Consider the following 16,711-nt stretch of genomic DNA (forward strand, 5'->3'; position numbering starts at 1 on the left):
TAAAAAAAGACACTTGCAAATTTCATAGCAAGTGTCTTTTTTTATTTCTTTCTAATTTTTGAAACACCCAATCCTGCCCCTAATGCTAAAAGAATACCTATTCCCATATCTATAGGTGCTTTCTTTTCCTTTCCAGGAGGCGATGGAGGTCTTGGAGATGCAATAGCTTTGGTTGATGAAAACAACACTACAAACCCAATAGTAAATATTTTATATAAAATCTTATTCATAATTTTTATGCTGTCGAAAATAAAATTAACACATGTTAAACTCATTTCGGGGTCAAAAATAACACCCTTAGTTTGTTATACAAAATAATTTGCCACAAATTAACACGAATATAGACAAATGTTAATAATATTAATTATATGCAATTTTATGCATTTTTAATTTTATCCTTTGCTTTTTTTCGATGAAAAACAGTACTGACAGGTTTTTTATGAATGTTTTAACTTTTTAACACCATAAACAGCCCCTACAAAGAGTAAACAAATCAATCCGGTATTAATAGGTGCTTTTTTTTCTTTTCCGGGTGGAGATGGTGGTCTTGGTGCTGCAACAGATTTATTTTGAACACCCATTACCAAAAAGATGACAACTAACAACTTTTTCATAGCATTTTTTGTTTTAGTTACTAAAATCACAAGGTTAAAAACTCCACAACAAGTTCTTAACTTATGAAAGTTACAAAAAAACAAGCTGAATTCCAAGGAACTACAACAAGTTCAATCGTCTAATTAGTTCAGGTTTGTTAGATCTACTTACAGGAATTACTTCTTTTTTAACCAAAACACTATTGTCTTCTATATCTACAATCATTTTGGTATTAATAATATAAGATCTATGTACTTTAAAAAACAAATTATTAGGCAACTTGTCTTCTATTTTTTTCAAAGTAGAATGTACAATGTAATTCTTGTTTTCGGTTTTTATTTGTATGTAATCCCCTTTTGCTTCAATTAAATGAATACTCGGAATGTCAATTTTCACCAACCTTCTATCAATATTTACATACAAATCATTTTCTGTAGCCTCGGCAGTGGTGGCATCAGTTGTAGAACTTTTAGTATCTATAGCCCCAACATTTGTGTTTTCGGCTTTTTGAATTGCTTTTAAAAATCTTGGCAATACAATTGGCTTTACTACATAATCTACAATACAATCATATTCAAAAGCATCTATTGCAAATTTAGGATCTGACGTTGTTAATATAATTCTTGGTGGATTTTTTATCGTTTGAATAAAATCAAACCCAGTTAAACCAGGCATATGGATGTCTAAAAATATTAAATCTACCTTATTTTGATTTAAATATTTAATTGCCTGAATTGCATCTGGAAATTCTCCAACTATATTTAAAGTATCTACATGGCTACATAGTTTACGTATTACCAATCTTGCCGTAGCTTCATCATCTATAATAATGCAATCCATATTATATTGTTTGTATATACAGGGTTATTTGAGCCAAAATAGCTTCAAAATCTTCTTGTAATTCTTGGGTTCCTTCTTTTAAATTTCTTTCATAATTCACAGCAACTTCATAAGCATTTGTTAAACCAAAAATACTAATTTTATGTTTTAATTTGTGTACAATCTCTACCATTGCATTAAAATCGTTAGAATTTACACTGTTAAAATACACTTCTTTTTCTTGTGGAAATTCCTCTTTAACTATATCTATTATTTGTTTTTCAAAAGCTTCATCTCCTCCAGAGAGTTCTTTTATATAATTTAAATTTGGAGTTTCCATTTACTACTAATTAGGGTATTTTTATAAAATTTAGTCCTAAAACTTGTTTAGATTTTGTTTTCTATTTTATGATTTATCTATATTCCTAGAATAAAATCTAATTTATAAAAACTTTTGTTTATTTAACAACAATACAGCCTACAGATTCTTTCATAATTTTTTACAAAAGTAAACATTCGTAAACGTTTTTACTTTTTTAATTAAAAAAAAGAACTAGATAGCTAGATCTTTTAAATTTATGTCTTAAACACAATCTTTACAAACTCCTGTTAATACACAATTTACACTCTCTACCTGGTACCCTTTGGTTATAGAAAAATGAACTGGAATGGGCATACACTCAATAGTATCGCATCGTTTACACCTAAAGTGAAAGTGATGTAAAGACTCTTTCTTATCATCGCACTTTACACACACTGCAAAATATTGTTTTCCATCGTCTGCAACAATTCTATGCAATACTCCGTCATCACAAAAACGATTTAAGACTCTATATATAGTAGCTCTGTTAATTTCAATTTCTATTTGTTTTTCTATTGCATCTTGACTCATTGCTTTTGAAGATGAGTTTAACACAGAAAGTATGGCTTCTTTAGCAGGAGTATTTCTTCTTTTCATTTGGCTTCTTAAATTATTGCGACATAATTGCAATAATACAAAAAATCATTATATTTGCCACCTATATTAATGCGACATAATCGCAATTAAAAATATTAAAAAATGAATACTACTAAAAACCACGATGTAATTATTATTGGCGGAAGCTATGCTGGACTTTCTGCTGCTATGACTATTGGTAGATCTTTAAGAAAAGTTTTAATTATAGATAGTGGCAACCCTTGCAACAAGCAAACACCATATTCTCATAATGTTATTACGTTAGATGGCGAACAACCGAGCAAAATTACTTTAAAAGCCAAACAAGAAGTTTTAAAATACAGTACGGTTCACTTTGTAGAAGATTTTGCCATATATGGAGAAAAAAAAGAAAATGAATTTATCATCAATACCAAATTGGGCAAAGAGTTTACTGCTAAAAAAATAGTTTTTGCCACCGGTATTAAAGACACAATGCCCAACATTAAAGGTTTTGCTGATTGCTGGGGAATTTCTGCAATTCACTGTCCTTATTGCCATGGCTATGAAGTTAAAGGTCAAAAAACAGGAATTATTGCCAATGGTACTCAAGCCATTCACTTAGCATCCCTAGTACACAACCTAACCGACAATGTTATTGTATTAACAAATGGAACAGCCAATTTTGATACTGAACAAACATTAAAGTTGCAAAACAATGCTATTAAGATTATTGAAAAAGAAATTTTAGAAATTGAACACGAAAATGGATTTCTTAACAATATAATTTTTAAAGATGGAAGTACAGAAAGTTTTAAGGCAGCCTATGCAGCGCTTCCTTTTACACAACACTCAAACATTCCAGAAACTTTGGGCTGCGAACTAACGGAAGCTGGTCATATTAAAGTAGACGATTTTCAAAAAACAACAATAGAGGGTGTGTTTGCTTGTGGCGACAATTCTATTATGCTACGTTCTATAACCAACGCACTAAGTAGCGGAACTATGGTTGGAGCTATGGTTAACAAAGAATTGGTAGACGAAAAATTCTAAAATTAACAGAGGTAATAACAACCTCTAAAAACAATTATATTATAAAAAAATTACCTCACTAGATGGTTGATGAGATACAAACAAAAGCTTATAATCTGTATTTGTAATCTTTCTCGCCCCTTAAGAACCACTTGATTTAGTTAGAGGTAATTTTTTTATTTTAATGTTACTGTACAATTTTTATATCTATAGAAGTTCTAGACTGCCAACCTGTTACATCTGTAACCGAGTAAGAACAGTGGTAATCTCCCGTATCTACATTATTAGGAATAGTAACACTAATGTTAATTTCATACTCTTTTAATCCTTGTGGAATGGTATAGTTTTCTACATGTAAATAAGGATCTACAGGTGATTTGATAGCTCCTAAATCACATTCTGTAATTTGATCATCGTGTGTGTGGTGGTCAAAATTGTGATGGATATCTAAACTATACGCAGCTAGTTCTTTGTTGTCTGTAACCATCGCTTTAAAACTATACGTTTCTCCTCTTTTTAGCTCTGCACAACCTTGTGGAAAGCCATTGGTATAATTTACACTAATGGTTGGTTTTTCTTGGTCTTTGTCTAAACTGTCATCGCTTGAACAGGCTACAAAAAGTGCTGCTACAAGAAAATAACATACATAATTCTTAATAACTTTCATACCTTTTATGATTTAAACCCCTAAAGACTATATAGCCTTTAAGGGTTTTATTTATATTTTATGCTTTTGTAAGAGTTGTCTCTTTGGTAACATCTATATGCGTTTCATGTTTTTGAGTATTACCATCTTCATCTTCAACCGTAAAAGTAATATGGTACTCTCCTGCTGGAGCTGTAGCTGGAACATCTATGTGTTCGTGGAATTCTACTGCGGTTTTTTCATGGTATTTGTCTAAAAACTCTTTTTCAAAATCCCACTCCTCTTCTCCTTCACCAACAGCCAATCCATGCGCATGTACATCAACAGAAACATTGTGGATACCGTTAACAGCATTTATCATAAACTCTGCATGAAAGTCATTTCCTCTTACAACAGTAGCATCTATAGAAGGTTCGTTAATGGTAATAGGATCCATAATCTCAATATGCCCATCTAACTCTGTACTATTTCCGTTCTCATCAGTAACTACTAATCCTACGTGATATTCACCAGCAGGAATGTTACTTGGGATGTCAATATGTTCGTGAAATGTTGGGTTTAGAACTAAATACTTTTCATCTGTAAATACTTTTTCAAAATCCCACTCTACTTCATCGTCACCTGGTTCTACCTCATGCGTATGTACAGAAAGTGAAATACTTGCTATTTTTACATCTGAAGTAATTGTTGCTTCTAAATGCATATCAGATCCTTTGTAAGCATAAGCTTCTTCTTCATGGTCATGTTCTCCACCATCACCATGATGACCTTCTCCATACTCAAAACTAGAAATAACGGGACCTCCTAATTCAATACTATCGTCATCATTGTTACAAGACTGAAAAGTCAATGCTAAAAAAGCAATGATTGCTAAAAATTTAAAATTTGTTTTGATACTCTTTGTTTTCATTTGATTTAATTTTAATGATTGTTATTAATTAATTATTTAAAAAGGTATTGTTAGTGACAAGGATATATTTCTACCAGCTTCTGGCACATCTATCAACCTATAAAAACTGGTATGGTTAAAATATTTGGTATTGAATACATTGTTTAATTTTACCCGTACATCCATCGGATTTTCATTTTTAAACACATCCATTTTAGATGTAAAAGACATGTTTATTACCTGAAAACCATTTGTTATTTCTTCTGGTGGCACAATTTCTTCTTGTGATGCTGTTATTCTATAATCTGCCATAAATTGAGGTTTTTTAAAAAACAAAAAGTCTTTAAACTGATAGTTTGCAGAAAACAATGCGGATAAGGGTGGTGAAAATGGTAATGTAAAATCTTTTTTAGCTCCGCTAGTTTGTCTAGAATACACGTATTCTACAGAAGTAGTTAACTGTAAATTTTTATAGAGGGTTACACTGGCTCTAGCCTCTCCTCCTATTCTAAAAACTTTTGCCTGTGTATATTCATAAATCTGTAACGTTTCAAAATAAGTAGGTGTTGGATTTAAATAAATATAATTATCAAACAAATTAATAAAAGGACTAACTCCAATGTTAAATAATTTGGTAGTATGATCTACTTCTACATCTAATTGATAAGACACTTCTGGGTCTAAATCTAAGTTTCCTCTTTCGTAACGATACATGTGATAATTAACTCCGTCTGATGCCAACTCACTGGCCAAAGGCATTCTAAAACTTCTACCAACATTTAGTTTATAACTCGTTTGGTTTTGAATGTAACTAAGCCCTACAGAAGCACTCAAATTGTCAAAATTTAAACTTTTGTTTTGAGCTCTTTGCAAATACACTTCAGAAGTAGAATTGTCTTTATTTCTTACTGTAGAAGGATACCAATCGTAATAAGATTTGGTATCTACTTTTCCAAAATCATAACGCATTCCTGCTAAAAAATGCAAGTCTGAATTAATTTCAAATTGGTCATAAGCAAATACACCCGCAGTAAAACGATTGTATTCTGGAATTAAAAACCCCCACCCTCCAATATTATTATCTTGATATTCCATGTTTACCCCCAACACCACATCGTGCTTTTTATTAGGTGTAAACGCATCTTTTATATTTAAAGAGTACGTGTTCTTTTTAAACACACGTTCTTTTGAACCTAATGGTTTTGGCATAAAACCATGAGCGGTTGGCTCTGTATGTTCTTCTCTGTGATTGTTCTGAAAACCGACATCAAAAAACAAGATGTGATTTCCAAAATCTAAAGACGTATTGTTCGTTATTTTAAAATGATTTACTTTATGAAAAGGCAAATCAATATCTCTATTAGAACTATCATAATCTATGTCAGAAGATCTTGCCTCTAGCCCATGTGCATTGGCAAAAAATCCGTTTTTGGCATTTACATTGCTAAACACCGTTTCTGATTTTATGCCATCAGAAACAAATCCAACACCTATACTTGCATCGGCTTCTTTACCTGCTGTATTTCTTAGGTTGTTATCATGCAACTCAAAAATGTAGTTTTCGTAATTAATTTTATCTGTGGGCACCTTGTAATCACCATAATCTCTGTAAGTGAACCTTCCACGGTAAAACCATTTTTCTTTTCTTGACTCTATTCCTGTAGATATCCCCAACAAATCATTATTACTTTCTCCCAGCACATTCACTTCTCCGTTAAAAGAATGCTGCAACGGTATTTTATTTGGCTGAATGTCTACCACTCCCGCAATAGCATCAGAACCATACAATAAAGATGCAGGTCCTTTTATAATTTGGATGTTGTCTATACCTTGCTGATCTATTTCTAATCCGTGGTCATTTCCCCATTGTTGTGCTTCGTGTTTTATTCCGTTCTGAACCACTGCAACTCTATTAAAACCTAAACCTCTAATTACAGGTTTAGATTGGCCAGAACCAATATTAATGGTACTAACTCCTGGCAGCTTGCTTAACGTTTGCATTAAACTATTCTCTCTATTTTTATCTAAAAAATCTTTAGATACAGTTTGAGAAACCATTGGTGTTTCTAAAGCTTTTCTCTGTTTTGATTTTGTAGAAATATTAACTTCCTTTAAATCTGTAGAAGCTTGTTTTAAATAAATTTTAACAGCGTTTTTATCGTCATCTACATGAACAACAACTGTTTTACAAGCATAACCTAAACAACACACTTCAAAAGAACAGGAATCTGTGTGTACATGATCTATAACAAACTCACCATTAGTGGATGATATTGACCATAGATTTTTACCTATAATATTAGCTCCTGGTATAGGATCTAGTGTGTTAGCACTTACCACAACTCCTTTTATTTGAGATGTATTTTGTGCAAATGCAATTGAATATAGGCTACAAAGCAGCCATATACTCAGTGTTTTATAAAACATAATTGGGTATTCTAGAATTCTTAAACAAATTCCCTACATAAGGGAAAATTCAAAAAACCTATACAGCTATGTACAAAGACTCTATTTTTTGATGAGCTAACCATTGTAGCATTTCTTGTGTTTGAAAAAAACTCCTTTTTAGAAGTTTTACAACAACTAAAAATCGTTAAATCAATCAAGCTATAGACCGTGTAATGTATAGGGAAACTTATAACCAGAAAGGCGGAGGCCTAGAAAAAAGCTGACCTGTTGTTAAGCTATGCAAGACCACAAAAGTATAGTGATCGTTAGTTTCTTTTTCATCAAAAAAATCAAGCTGTACTGCAAAGCAATTATTTACCTCCGATACGAGTGCTGGAATTATGTTATGAGTTACTGCATAATCACAAACCTCGCAATGTTCGGTATGATCTTCATCATTATCTGTATGAGTCCATGCATGAAGCCCAGCTATTTTTATGATAAAAAATAGAGCTAGCAACCAAAAAGCAATGTTATGTTTTGTTGTACGGACTTTCATAAACAGATGAAATGATTTACTTCTAAAAATGATGTTAAATTTTATTTTAATTATTGGCTACCATCTCTTTTGTTGAACCAATACGCTCACTAAACCACCATTTTATCAATTCGTTTGCAAAGCTATTGTATTTTTTTAATAATCGCAACATTGTTGCGTTTAGTTTTTTTTATAGCCATTATACACAACATATGTATTTAGGTAATTCCATCTGTTTTTATTAAAACCAACCGACACATTGAATTAAAAATCAATAAATTACACTTTACATCAACACTAAAAAGCAACTAAAATTTGTGTTTTTTTGCAAAACAGATGTACCCTTCTAAAAAAAAGAAAACCGTTGTTTAAACCAAAGGCATTAAAAAACCCCTATTCTTTATAAAGAATAGGGGTTTTATGTGTTTGCTATTGTACTGTCTGCTTATTTACTCATAGATTATTAGCAAACTAGAAATACTTATTTACTGCATGATTTTCATCAGAACTAAGTTGTTTACGCAAATCCATTGACAAAGGTTTCTACGTAGTTTTTAATTTTATGGACCACTCTAGAAACCTTAGGTTTACGTTCTTTTAATTTAGGACGTTCTAGCATGGTGTTGATCACCTCATCGGGCAAAGGTATTTTTTGAGTAAATAGGTAATTTTGAATGGTGCTATCTAGTTTTTTTAAATCTAGCCCTTCTTCTTTACTTATGTGTACTACCGCTTTTTTACGTTCTACTTCTAAATAGGTTTCAAACTCATCGGCTACCTTGTTAGCATCTTTAATATTGGGTAAATGTTGCTCTATAAATTTTTCAATCAATTCTTTTTTACTTCGTAAGTCAACTTCATTACTCAACATTTTTTGAATGTTCTTTTTCTTTTCTTCTACCTCTTCTTGAGGCATTCCTGTTTGTTTGTCTTCATTTAACTGAGCCAACAAACCTATAATGTATGCTACATTAATTTCATCTCTTCTAATTAGTTCTACCTCAAAATCAATATCATTTAAAATAGATGTTTTTCCTTCTCCATTGGGTCCTATAGAAGTTTTAATGTCTAGATATTTGCTTTTATAATCTTCAAAATTTTGTTCTGAAATAGGCATGTCATCAAAATTAAAATCTGAAAACGTTTTTAGCACATTTTTAATACGCATTAAACTACGAAATGCCTTTACAAAAGCCAATTGTTCATGCTCAGTAAGCAAATCATCTACACTTTGTGCGGTGGGAGCTATTTGCATTAATTCTTGTAACGCTTTTTCAAAATCGTGTAGATAGTGGTCATAGGGAGCTAATACAATTTCATCAATAGCATCTTTGTTAGAAAACAAGGTAATGGCCTCATCTGTTTTTTGTTTTAAATTTCTAAAACAAACTACTTGCCCTTGCGATTTTACTTCGTCTAAAATTCTATTGGTTCTAGAAAAAGCTTGAATCAATCCGTGGTATTGTAAGTTTTTATCTACATAAATGGTGTTTAACGTTTTGCTATCAAACCCTGTTAAAAACATATTGACCACCAACAGAATATCTACCTTTCTTTCTTTTACTTTTTTACCTACATCTTTGTAGTATTTGTAAAAATCGTTGGTAGTGTGGTTGGTTTTAAAGGTTTTGTTAAAATCGCCAATAAATTCTTCTAACTTATCTCTAGAATGAACAGATTTGTATTCGCTTGCCTCTTCATTCGCAACACGGGCTTCATCTTCATAATATCCATCGGCAACATCATCGTTTTCTTCATTGGCACCGTAAGAATAAATGGTTGCTATTTTTAAATTGTGCAATCCTTTTTGTTTTTTGGCTTTAAACAACTCATAATATTTAATTAAAAGTTCTTTGCTAGCCACACACATCATGGCATTAAATTTTTTGTTGTGTGTTTTTTTATCGTGATTGGCAATAATGTAATCTACCACTTTTTCTAAACCTTCTTGAGCTTCTAACACTTCTTGAGTGTCTATATTTTCTACAGCATCTTCTTCTATGTTTTCTTTACTTTTGAACCTACTTACATAGTCTATAGAAAATTTTAATACGTTTTGATCTCTTATGGCATCGGTAATTACATATTTGTGTAAACAATCTGTAAACAAATCTTTGGTAGTACGTTTTCCTAAATGATTAGACGATGCGTTTTCTGCTAAAATAGGAGTCCCTGTAAAGCCAAACATTTGTGCGTTGGTAAAAAACTCTTTAATACGGTTGTGCGTATCGCCAAATTGCGTTCTGTGGCATTCGTCAAAAATAAAAACAATTTTTTTATGTTTTTGCCCTTGCATTTGTGCTTGGTACTTGGCAGAATAAATGGCATTGTTTAATTTTTGTAGTGTGGTAACAATCAGCTTGGTATCATCTTTAAATTGATGGATTAACGATTTTGTATTGTTGGTAGCATCTACAGAATCTTCTTTAAAGCTATTAAATTCTTTAATGGTTTGGTAATCTAAATCTTTACGGTCTACCACAAACACTACTTTGTCTACCTCTGGCAAATTGGTTAGTATTTGGCTGGTTTTAAAAGAGGTTAACGTTTTACCAGACCCTGTGGTGTGCCAAATGTATCCGTATTTACTAGTGGTTTTTACACGTTCTACAATGGCTTCGGTAGCGTAGTATTGATACGGTCTTAGCACCATTAACACACCATTGGTATTTATGACAATGTACTTGGTAATCATTTTAGACAAGTGGCATGGTTCTAAAAACACTTCTGCAAAGTTTGACAATTGCGAAATGATTTTGTTGCTTTTGTCTGCCCAAAAAAAGGTTTGTTTAAACGATCTTAGTTTGATGGGATTGTTAGCGTAATACTTGGTGTTTACTCCGTTACTAATCACAAACAATTGTATAAACTGAAACAAGCCTTTGCCCGCTGCAAACGTATGTGCCTGGTAACGATGGGTTTGATTGAATGCTTCTTTTAGCTCTAAACCTCGTTTTTTTAGTTCTATTTGTACCAAAGGCAAACCATTGATTAAAAGGGTTACATCGTAACGATTTTCGTACTTTCCTTTGATGGTAATTTGGTTGGTTACTTGGTATTGATTTTGACACCAATGCAATTGATTGATGAGCTCCACATAGCCCACATCTCCATTATCTTTAGTGTAGGTTAACTTGTCTCTTAACGTATGGGCTTTTTGTACAATATTCCCTTTGGTTAGCTGATTTAACAACTGTGTAAACTCTTTATCTGAAAACTTAGTTTGGTTGTGTTTTTCTAGTTGTTTTTTTAGGTTGATGATTAAATCTGTTTCATCTTTTATAACAACTCGCTCGTACCCTAAACCAACCAATTGGTGGATTAAGTTTTCTTCTAAAATGGATTCTGGTTGTGTGGTCATTCTTTCTTTTTCTTTTAAAAACTTGTTAAATTTTTTGTTTAATTTGTTTTTAACTTAAATCTTACATTATATTTGCATCGAGTTCATCCTGCCGTTTGGAGGAAGGAAATCGAAAAACGCAAGCCTAGAAGCTCTGCGTTTTTTGCTTTTATAAGAGTTCTTCTAATTTTCTTTTGTATTTTTTTTTGAACTTATTTCTTTTAGCATCCCTACCTTTTAAAAAGTATGCTGTTAATAAATAATACTCCTTTCCATTTCTTAACGGCTCTAACACAACCACATATTTTTCATCTTCATCATAAATATAAGTTCTATTACCATTAGGTTCTTTGACTGAAAAAATTAAAACATTATTTTTTTTCTTTTTATCTATTTGATATTTTATCCAATGCAAACGTTGAGACCTATCCATATCAAATTCTCTCTTTCTACTAGTCTTATCTGTTATTACAGTTGTTAAATGCTTATAAAGAGTATCCATTTTTATTACACCATCTTTTGGTGTAGGAGTAATGTCTTTTTTATTAAACCTAAAGTTTTTATTATAGGTAATATCTCTATCAAAAACACCTAATAACGATCTATTTCTATCTCTTTCTGATAAAGCAGATAATTCTAACAGCTCGTTATATTCCTTTAATAAATTTGTGGGCATATTATTTAAGATTTATAAAAAACAAATTTATTTTAGTTTCACTAAAACTAGAAGAGCCATCTAATTTTAAGTTAGAGTATTGTTTTATTTTATCAATAATCTGCCTTTTTGCAACCACTTTTTTTTCATTGTTATTTAATTCATAAGCAATTGCTCCCATTATAAAATCTGCCAGTTGCATTAATACACTTTCGTGTGAGCGTATATTTTGTACATTTCTAAACACTCCATATTGAATATTTAAAATTTTTTTTAATTGATTTACTTTATAAGCACTTAAAGTATCTTTTATATCTAAATATACGTTGTATGAATTTTCACTACTAATTTTATGATTTAATAGTTGATAGTACATTTTGTAATAAAAATCATCAAAACTTTGACTAAACTCTTGATTGTTAATTTTTGATTTTTCTACCACTATAGCTCTAAAACACAAGTCTGTATCAAAAAAATATTCAATTAACTCTTTATAAAACAAATGTTTTGATGCAGAAACATTAGACCATTTTATTTCTCCATAATAATGGTGCTTTTTCTTTAAATCATTTATTCTTTCTGTATGACGTTTAAGTTGATTATAAGCAGAACTTACATAACCTAATATCATGTATTTTTTATGATCATTTTCTAAATGACAACTTTCATCACAGTAAATATTAAACGTTTTTTTCATACTCTTATTTTTTTACACAAATAGTTGCTGCAACAACCCTTTTTTAAACTCCTGTGTTTTTTTGAGTTGATTGGCACAAGCTTCTATTTTAACATCTATGGCACTTAAAAAACTTGCTGTTTTTTGTTGTTCTTCTAGGCAGGGAAAAGGAATTTTTATTTCTGAAAAATATTTGTAGCTAATCATTTTACCATCTCTAATTCCTTCTAAATTCTTCTGTAATTGTTTGATATAAAATGATGTTTTTAAATAAAACTTATAAAATTCTCTATCTACTCCTTTTGATTTAGGTCTTAGAATTATATAAGCTGGACTACAGATTCCATGATAATCTGAATACTCAATACCTCCTTGAAAGGTTCTTAAACTGATTACAAAATCACCAACTTGTACAACTTTGTAGCTAGCAACACTTTTCTCTGTAACAGTCATCTTATAATCAATCATGTCTCTTGGAATTGCTCCTTTATCTTGAGTTATGGCTAATATTGGTAAATCTGAATTGTGATTTTTATCTGAAATATTTTCGAAAATTTTATTTCCACCAACCCATTCCCAATCTGGATAATTTTTTCCGTTTGAGTCTTTAAAGCGTAGTTGTTGTGCAAACAATTGTTGCATAACTCCTTTTTTGTACAACTCCAAAGCCTTCTTTTTTTGTTGCAACAAGGCTATTTTTTTGTCTACCGAACCTAAAAAACTCGCTATTTTTTCTTGTTCTGGAAGGGTTGGAAAAGCTATCTTAAATTTATTTATTTCTTTTACAGTTAGTTGAGGTTGAGCACTTCCAAAAGATACAATTGAAATACGATTTAACAAATAAGATGTTTTACAATATGTATAAATATATTTAGTATTAACTAACTTGCTTTCATTTCTAATAATAACCATTCCAGAATTAATACGTAGATTATCAAATGGAATATGAAAGTCATAAAAAGCAAAGTGACCTACAGAACCACGTGTAGTTAGTATTATGTCTCCTATTTTTAATTTACCTTTCCTTAATTCATTATCTTTTTCTTTTGAAATATAAATAACATCCTTAAATACAAATCCATTTTTTGACACATTTTTTGCATTTAAAAACACACAATGGCCGTTTTGAACAAAATCAGAACCATTTGGGTAATTTTTCCCTCTATCACCATCAATAACCTTTAAGCCTAATTTTAAAAAAAACTCTTTACTCCATTCCTCATAAAATTCTTTAAACCTTAGTTTGGGAACTAATTGTTTTTTTGTTATTGCTTCCATATTAAAAAGGAGTTTTAATACCTAGTTCTGCACAAAAAGAGGCTATTTGTTGGTCGGTGCTTTCAATTTCTTTTGCCACTTGTTGTAGTTCTGTACAAACAGTTGCTAAATCTACAGGTTCTTCTTCTTCAAACGTATCTACATAACGTGGTATGTTTAGGTTGTAGTCGTTTTCTGCAATTTCTGTTAACGTAGCTATGTGGCTGTATTTTTCTTCTTCGGTTCTGTTTCTGTAGGTATCAACAATATGCTGTATGTGGATTTCTGAGAGTACATTTTGCGTTTTTACTTTGTCAAACTCGTTACTGGCATCTATAAACAATACATTTTCTGGGTTAGTTCGGCATTTGCTCAACACCAAAATACAAGTAGGAATGCTGGTTCCGTAAAATATGTTGGCTGGCAAACCTATAACGGCATCTAAACAGTTGAGTTCTTTTATTAAATATTCTCTAATGCTTCCTTCGGCACTCCCTCTAAACAACACTCCATGTGGCAACACTACCGCCATGGTTCCATTTTCTGCCAACTGATACAACATGTGTTGCACAAAAGCAAAATCTGCTTTACTCGTGGGTGCTAATTTTCCGTACTGTGCAAAACGTTCATCGGTTTCGTTTAGCGGATTGTCTTTTCCTTTCCATTTGGCAGAAAAGGGCGGATTGGCCACAATGGCTTCAAAACGTTGGTCTAAATGCTGAGGATCTACTAGCGTATCTTCTTGTTTAATGTCAAAATTACGGTAGTGTACATCGTGTAAAATCATGTTCATACGTGCTAAGTTGTAGGTAGTACGGTTTAGTTCTTGTCCGTAAAACTCATCTACCTTTACTTCTTTAGCTACACGTAACAATAAAGAACCAGACCCACAAGTTGGGTCGTACACAGATTTTAATTTGCTTTTGTTGGTCGTAACCAATTTGGCCAATATTTTAGACACTTGTTGTGGTGTATAAAACTCTCCCGCTTTTTTACCCGCACCAGAAGCAAACTGCCCAATTAAATATTCGTAAGCATCACCTAATACATCCGATTCTAAATTTTTTAAATCAAAATCTATTTTATCTAGGTGTTGTAAAATTTTGGCAATTAAGGTATTTCTATCTTCTACTTTTCTACCTAGTTTGGTAGAGTTTAGGTCTAAATCTTCAAACAATTTGTTAAAATCATCTTCAGATTCGTTCCCCATGGTACTTTGCTCTATACCGTTTAAAATTGCTGTAAGATCTTCTAAAATAAAATCACTTTGGTTTTCTGTGTTGGCATTTCCTTTTTTAGCTACGGCACTAAACAATTGTTCTGGGGCTAAGTAATACCCTAATTTTAAAATAGATTCCTCTTGTATAGCTTCTAAGGTTTCAACATCTGTCACTAACGTATATTCTTTAACATCTTCTGTTTCTAACAACTCGTTAGCATACAAATGTTGTTTTTCTGATAAGTATTTGTAAAAAATGAATCCTAAAATATAATCACGGAATTCATCAGCATCCATTTTCCCTCTTAATTCATTGGCTATAGCCCACAGTTGGGTTTCTAACACTTTCTTCTGGTCTTCTGACATGAACTTTTCTTATTTTTTTTATAAATATAGAATACTTTTACACTTTTTGCCAAAGGTAGCTCTAAGTATATTTTAGACAAACCTACCACAGCATTGTGCAATGGAACTGCATTTTTTTTTGAATGGTTGTTTTTAAATGTATTGTTCTGCTGTTTTTTTACTTTGGGCTGTGTGCTTGTACACAAAATATTTGCAGATTTTAGAACACCTTTAAAAACGACAAAGCCTTACAAACATAGTGTTTATAAGGCTTTTTTGCTTTAAGTAGTGGTCCCACATGGGCTCGAACCATGGACCCCCTGATTATGAGTCAGGTGCTCTAACCAGCTGAGCTATGAGACCTAAAGCGGTGGCAAAAATAGTATATTTTTACAATCCTACAAATATTTTTTAGAGTTTATCTTTAAGCTTTTCTGCCCATTAAATAATTTCCAAAAGCAATTAACTGATTTTTAGCATTTTCTGAGATTGCTACGGTATCTAAAACTTTAAAGGCTTTGTGTGTGTAGGCTTCAATTTCTTGTTGAATGGCAGTAACAGCTCCACTTTTTTGGAACAACAGTTTTACTTGTGTTACTTTTTCATCAATATTGCTAACTTTTTGAGTGTAGTAGTTTTGGAATTGTTCCAAATCTGCTCCTTTTAAATTTTCTTGAGCTTTTAATACCAAAAACGTTTTTTTGTTTTCTATAATATCTCCCCCAATTTGTTTCCCAAAAGTTTCTGGATTTCCAAACGCATCTAAATAATCATCTTGCAGTTGAAATGCCAAACCTAAGTTTAATCCGTATTGGTACATGGCATCGGCATCGGCATCAGAAGCCTTGGCAATAATGGCACCCATTTTTAAAGCTGCAGCTACCAAAACCGATGTTTTTAAACGAATCATTTCTATGTATTCTGGAATAGATACATCGTTTCTGTTTTCAAAATCCATGTCGTATTGTTGCCCCTCGCAAACCTCTAAGGCTGTTTGCTGAAACAATTGCATCAACTTTTTATAAGTGGTTCCCTCATACACCTCTAAATACTGATTGGCTAAAATCATCATGGCATCACCAGACAAAATTGCCGTGTTTACATCCCACTTTTCATGTACGGTTTGCTGTCCTCTTCGCAACGGAGCAGCATCCATAATATCATCGTGCAGCAATGTAAAATTATGAAATACTTCTATGGCCAATGCAGCGTGCAATCCTTGTTGATAGTCTTTTTCAAAAGCATCAATACTCATCAATACCAACAAAGGTCTTACTCGTTTTCCTCCTAATTGTAAAATATAGGTAATGGGCTCGTATAAATTTTGGGGCTGCTTTACATTAACCTCCTTTTCTAAAAAGGTTAAAAACAATGATCTAAAGTTTGATAAATCCAAG

Annotated in this window: 16 protein-coding genes and 1 tRNA gene; 1 reads left to right on the forward strand and 16 read right to left on the reverse strand. The window is 31.8% G+C overall.

Going from position 1 to position 16,711, the window contains the following annotated elements; all coding sequences use genetic code 11:
- Positions 1-41: 41 nt before the first annotated feature.
- The 5 genes from ACY2IJ_RS07000 to ACY2IJ_RS07020 all read right to left on the reverse strand — a co-directional run bounded on the left by ACY2IJ_RS07000 (position 42) and on the right by ACY2IJ_RS07020 (position 2,371).
- Positions 42-230 (reverse strand): PID-CTERM protein-sorting domain-containing protein, encoded by a 189-nt coding sequence (locus tag ACY2IJ_RS07000; RefSeq protein WP_476726435.1) that lies wholly within the window; start codon positions 228-230, stop codon positions 42-44.
- Between the two features lie 207 nt (positions 231-437).
- Positions 438-614, reverse strand: a complete 177-nt coding sequence (locus ACY2IJ_RS07005) for a PID-CTERM protein-sorting domain-containing protein (RefSeq protein WP_476726436.1) — start codon at positions 612-614, stop codon at positions 438-440.
- A gap of 100 nt (positions 615-714) precedes the next feature.
- Positions 715-1,434 carry a LytR/AlgR family response regulator transcription factor gene (locus ACY2IJ_RS07010; RefSeq protein ID WP_476726437.1) on the reverse strand — a complete coding sequence of 240 codons (720 nt, stop codon included), beginning with the start codon at positions 1,432-1,434 and terminating at the stop codon, positions 715-717.
- A 1-nt stretch (position 1,435) separates the two neighbouring features.
- The gene (locus ACY2IJ_RS07015) at positions 1,436-1,753 is read right to left on the reverse strand and encodes an Hpt domain-containing protein (RefSeq protein WP_476726438.1); all 318 of its coding nucleotides are present in this window, start codon (positions 1,751-1,753) and stop codon (positions 1,436-1,438) included.
- 243 nt (positions 1,754-1,996) lie between these two features.
- Positions 1,997-2,371: a Fur family transcriptional regulator gene (locus tag ACY2IJ_RS07020; RefSeq protein ID WP_476726439.1), complete on the reverse strand. Its 375-nt coding sequence runs from the start codon at positions 2,369-2,371 to the stop codon at positions 1,997-1,999.
- A 102-nt stretch (positions 2,372-2,473) separates the two neighbouring features.
- Here ACY2IJ_RS07020 and ACY2IJ_RS07025 point away from each other — a divergent pair, with 102 nt between their 5' ends.
- Positions 2,474-3,382 (forward strand): NAD(P)/FAD-dependent oxidoreductase, encoded by a 909-nt coding sequence (locus ACY2IJ_RS07025; RefSeq protein ID WP_476726440.1) that lies wholly within the window; start codon positions 2,474-2,476, stop codon positions 3,380-3,382.
- Between the two features lie 166 nt (positions 3,383-3,548).
- Here ACY2IJ_RS07025 and ACY2IJ_RS07030 read toward each other — a convergent pair whose 3' ends face one another.
- The 11 genes from ACY2IJ_RS07030 to ACY2IJ_RS07080 all read right to left on the reverse strand — a co-directional run bounded on the left by ACY2IJ_RS07030 (position 3,549) and on the right by ACY2IJ_RS07080 (position 16,710).
- Entirely contained in the window at positions 3,549-4,028 is a 480-nt protein-coding gene (locus ACY2IJ_RS07030; protein WP_476726441.1) for a DUF4625 domain-containing protein, read from the reverse strand.
- Positions 4,029-4,086: 58 nt separating this feature from the next.
- Positions 4,087-4,917 carry a DUF4625 domain-containing protein gene (locus tag ACY2IJ_RS07035; protein WP_476726442.1) on the reverse strand — a complete coding sequence of 277 codons (831 nt, stop codon included), beginning with the start codon at positions 4,915-4,917 and terminating at the stop codon, positions 4,087-4,089.
- Positions 4,918-4,953: 36 nt separating this feature from the next.
- Positions 4,954-7,323, reverse strand: a complete 2,370-nt coding sequence (locus tag ACY2IJ_RS07040) for a TonB-dependent receptor (RefSeq protein ID WP_476726443.1) — start codon at positions 7,321-7,323, stop codon at positions 4,954-4,956.
- Between the two features lie 208 nt (positions 7,324-7,531).
- Entirely contained in the window at positions 7,532-7,843 is a 312-nt protein-coding gene (locus ACY2IJ_RS07045; RefSeq protein WP_476726444.1) for a hypothetical protein, read from the reverse strand.
- Between the two features lie 496 nt (positions 7,844-8,339).
- Positions 8,340-11,183, reverse strand: coding sequence for a type I restriction endonuclease subunit R (locus ACY2IJ_RS07050; RefSeq protein WP_476726445.1), 2,844 nt, complete (start codon positions 11,181-11,183; stop codon positions 8,340-8,342).
- Positions 11,184-11,331: 148 nt separating this feature from the next.
- Positions 11,332-11,838, reverse strand: a complete 507-nt coding sequence (locus ACY2IJ_RS07055; RefSeq protein ID WP_476726446.1) for a hypothetical protein — start codon at positions 11,836-11,838, stop codon at positions 11,332-11,334.
- Position 11,839: 1 nt separating this feature from the next.
- The gene (locus tag ACY2IJ_RS07060; protein WP_476726447.1) at positions 11,840-12,514 is read right to left on the reverse strand and encodes a DUF3800 domain-containing protein; all 675 of its coding nucleotides are present in this window, start codon (positions 12,512-12,514) and stop codon (positions 11,840-11,842) included.
- A 12-nt stretch (positions 12,515-12,526) separates the two neighbouring features.
- Positions 12,527-13,771, reverse strand: coding sequence for a restriction endonuclease subunit S (locus ACY2IJ_RS07065; protein WP_476726448.1), 1,245 nt, complete (start codon positions 13,769-13,771; stop codon positions 12,527-12,529).
- A 1-nt stretch (position 13,772) separates the two neighbouring features.
- Positions 13,773-15,335, reverse strand: a complete 1,563-nt coding sequence (locus ACY2IJ_RS07070) for a type I restriction-modification system subunit M (protein WP_476726449.1) — start codon at positions 15,333-15,335, stop codon at positions 13,773-13,775.
- Between the two features lie 268 nt (positions 15,336-15,603).
- A tRNA-Ile gene (locus ACY2IJ_RS07075) sits at positions 15,604-15,677 on the reverse strand.
- A 61-nt stretch (positions 15,678-15,738) separates the two neighbouring features.
- Positions 15,739-16,710: a polyprenyl synthetase family protein gene (locus ACY2IJ_RS07080; protein WP_476726450.1), complete on the reverse strand. Its 972-nt coding sequence runs from the start codon at positions 16,708-16,710 to the stop codon at positions 15,739-15,741.
- Between the last annotated feature and the right edge of the window lies 1 nt (position 16,711).

Source organism: Wenyingzhuangia gracilariae, from assembly GCF_056387575.1.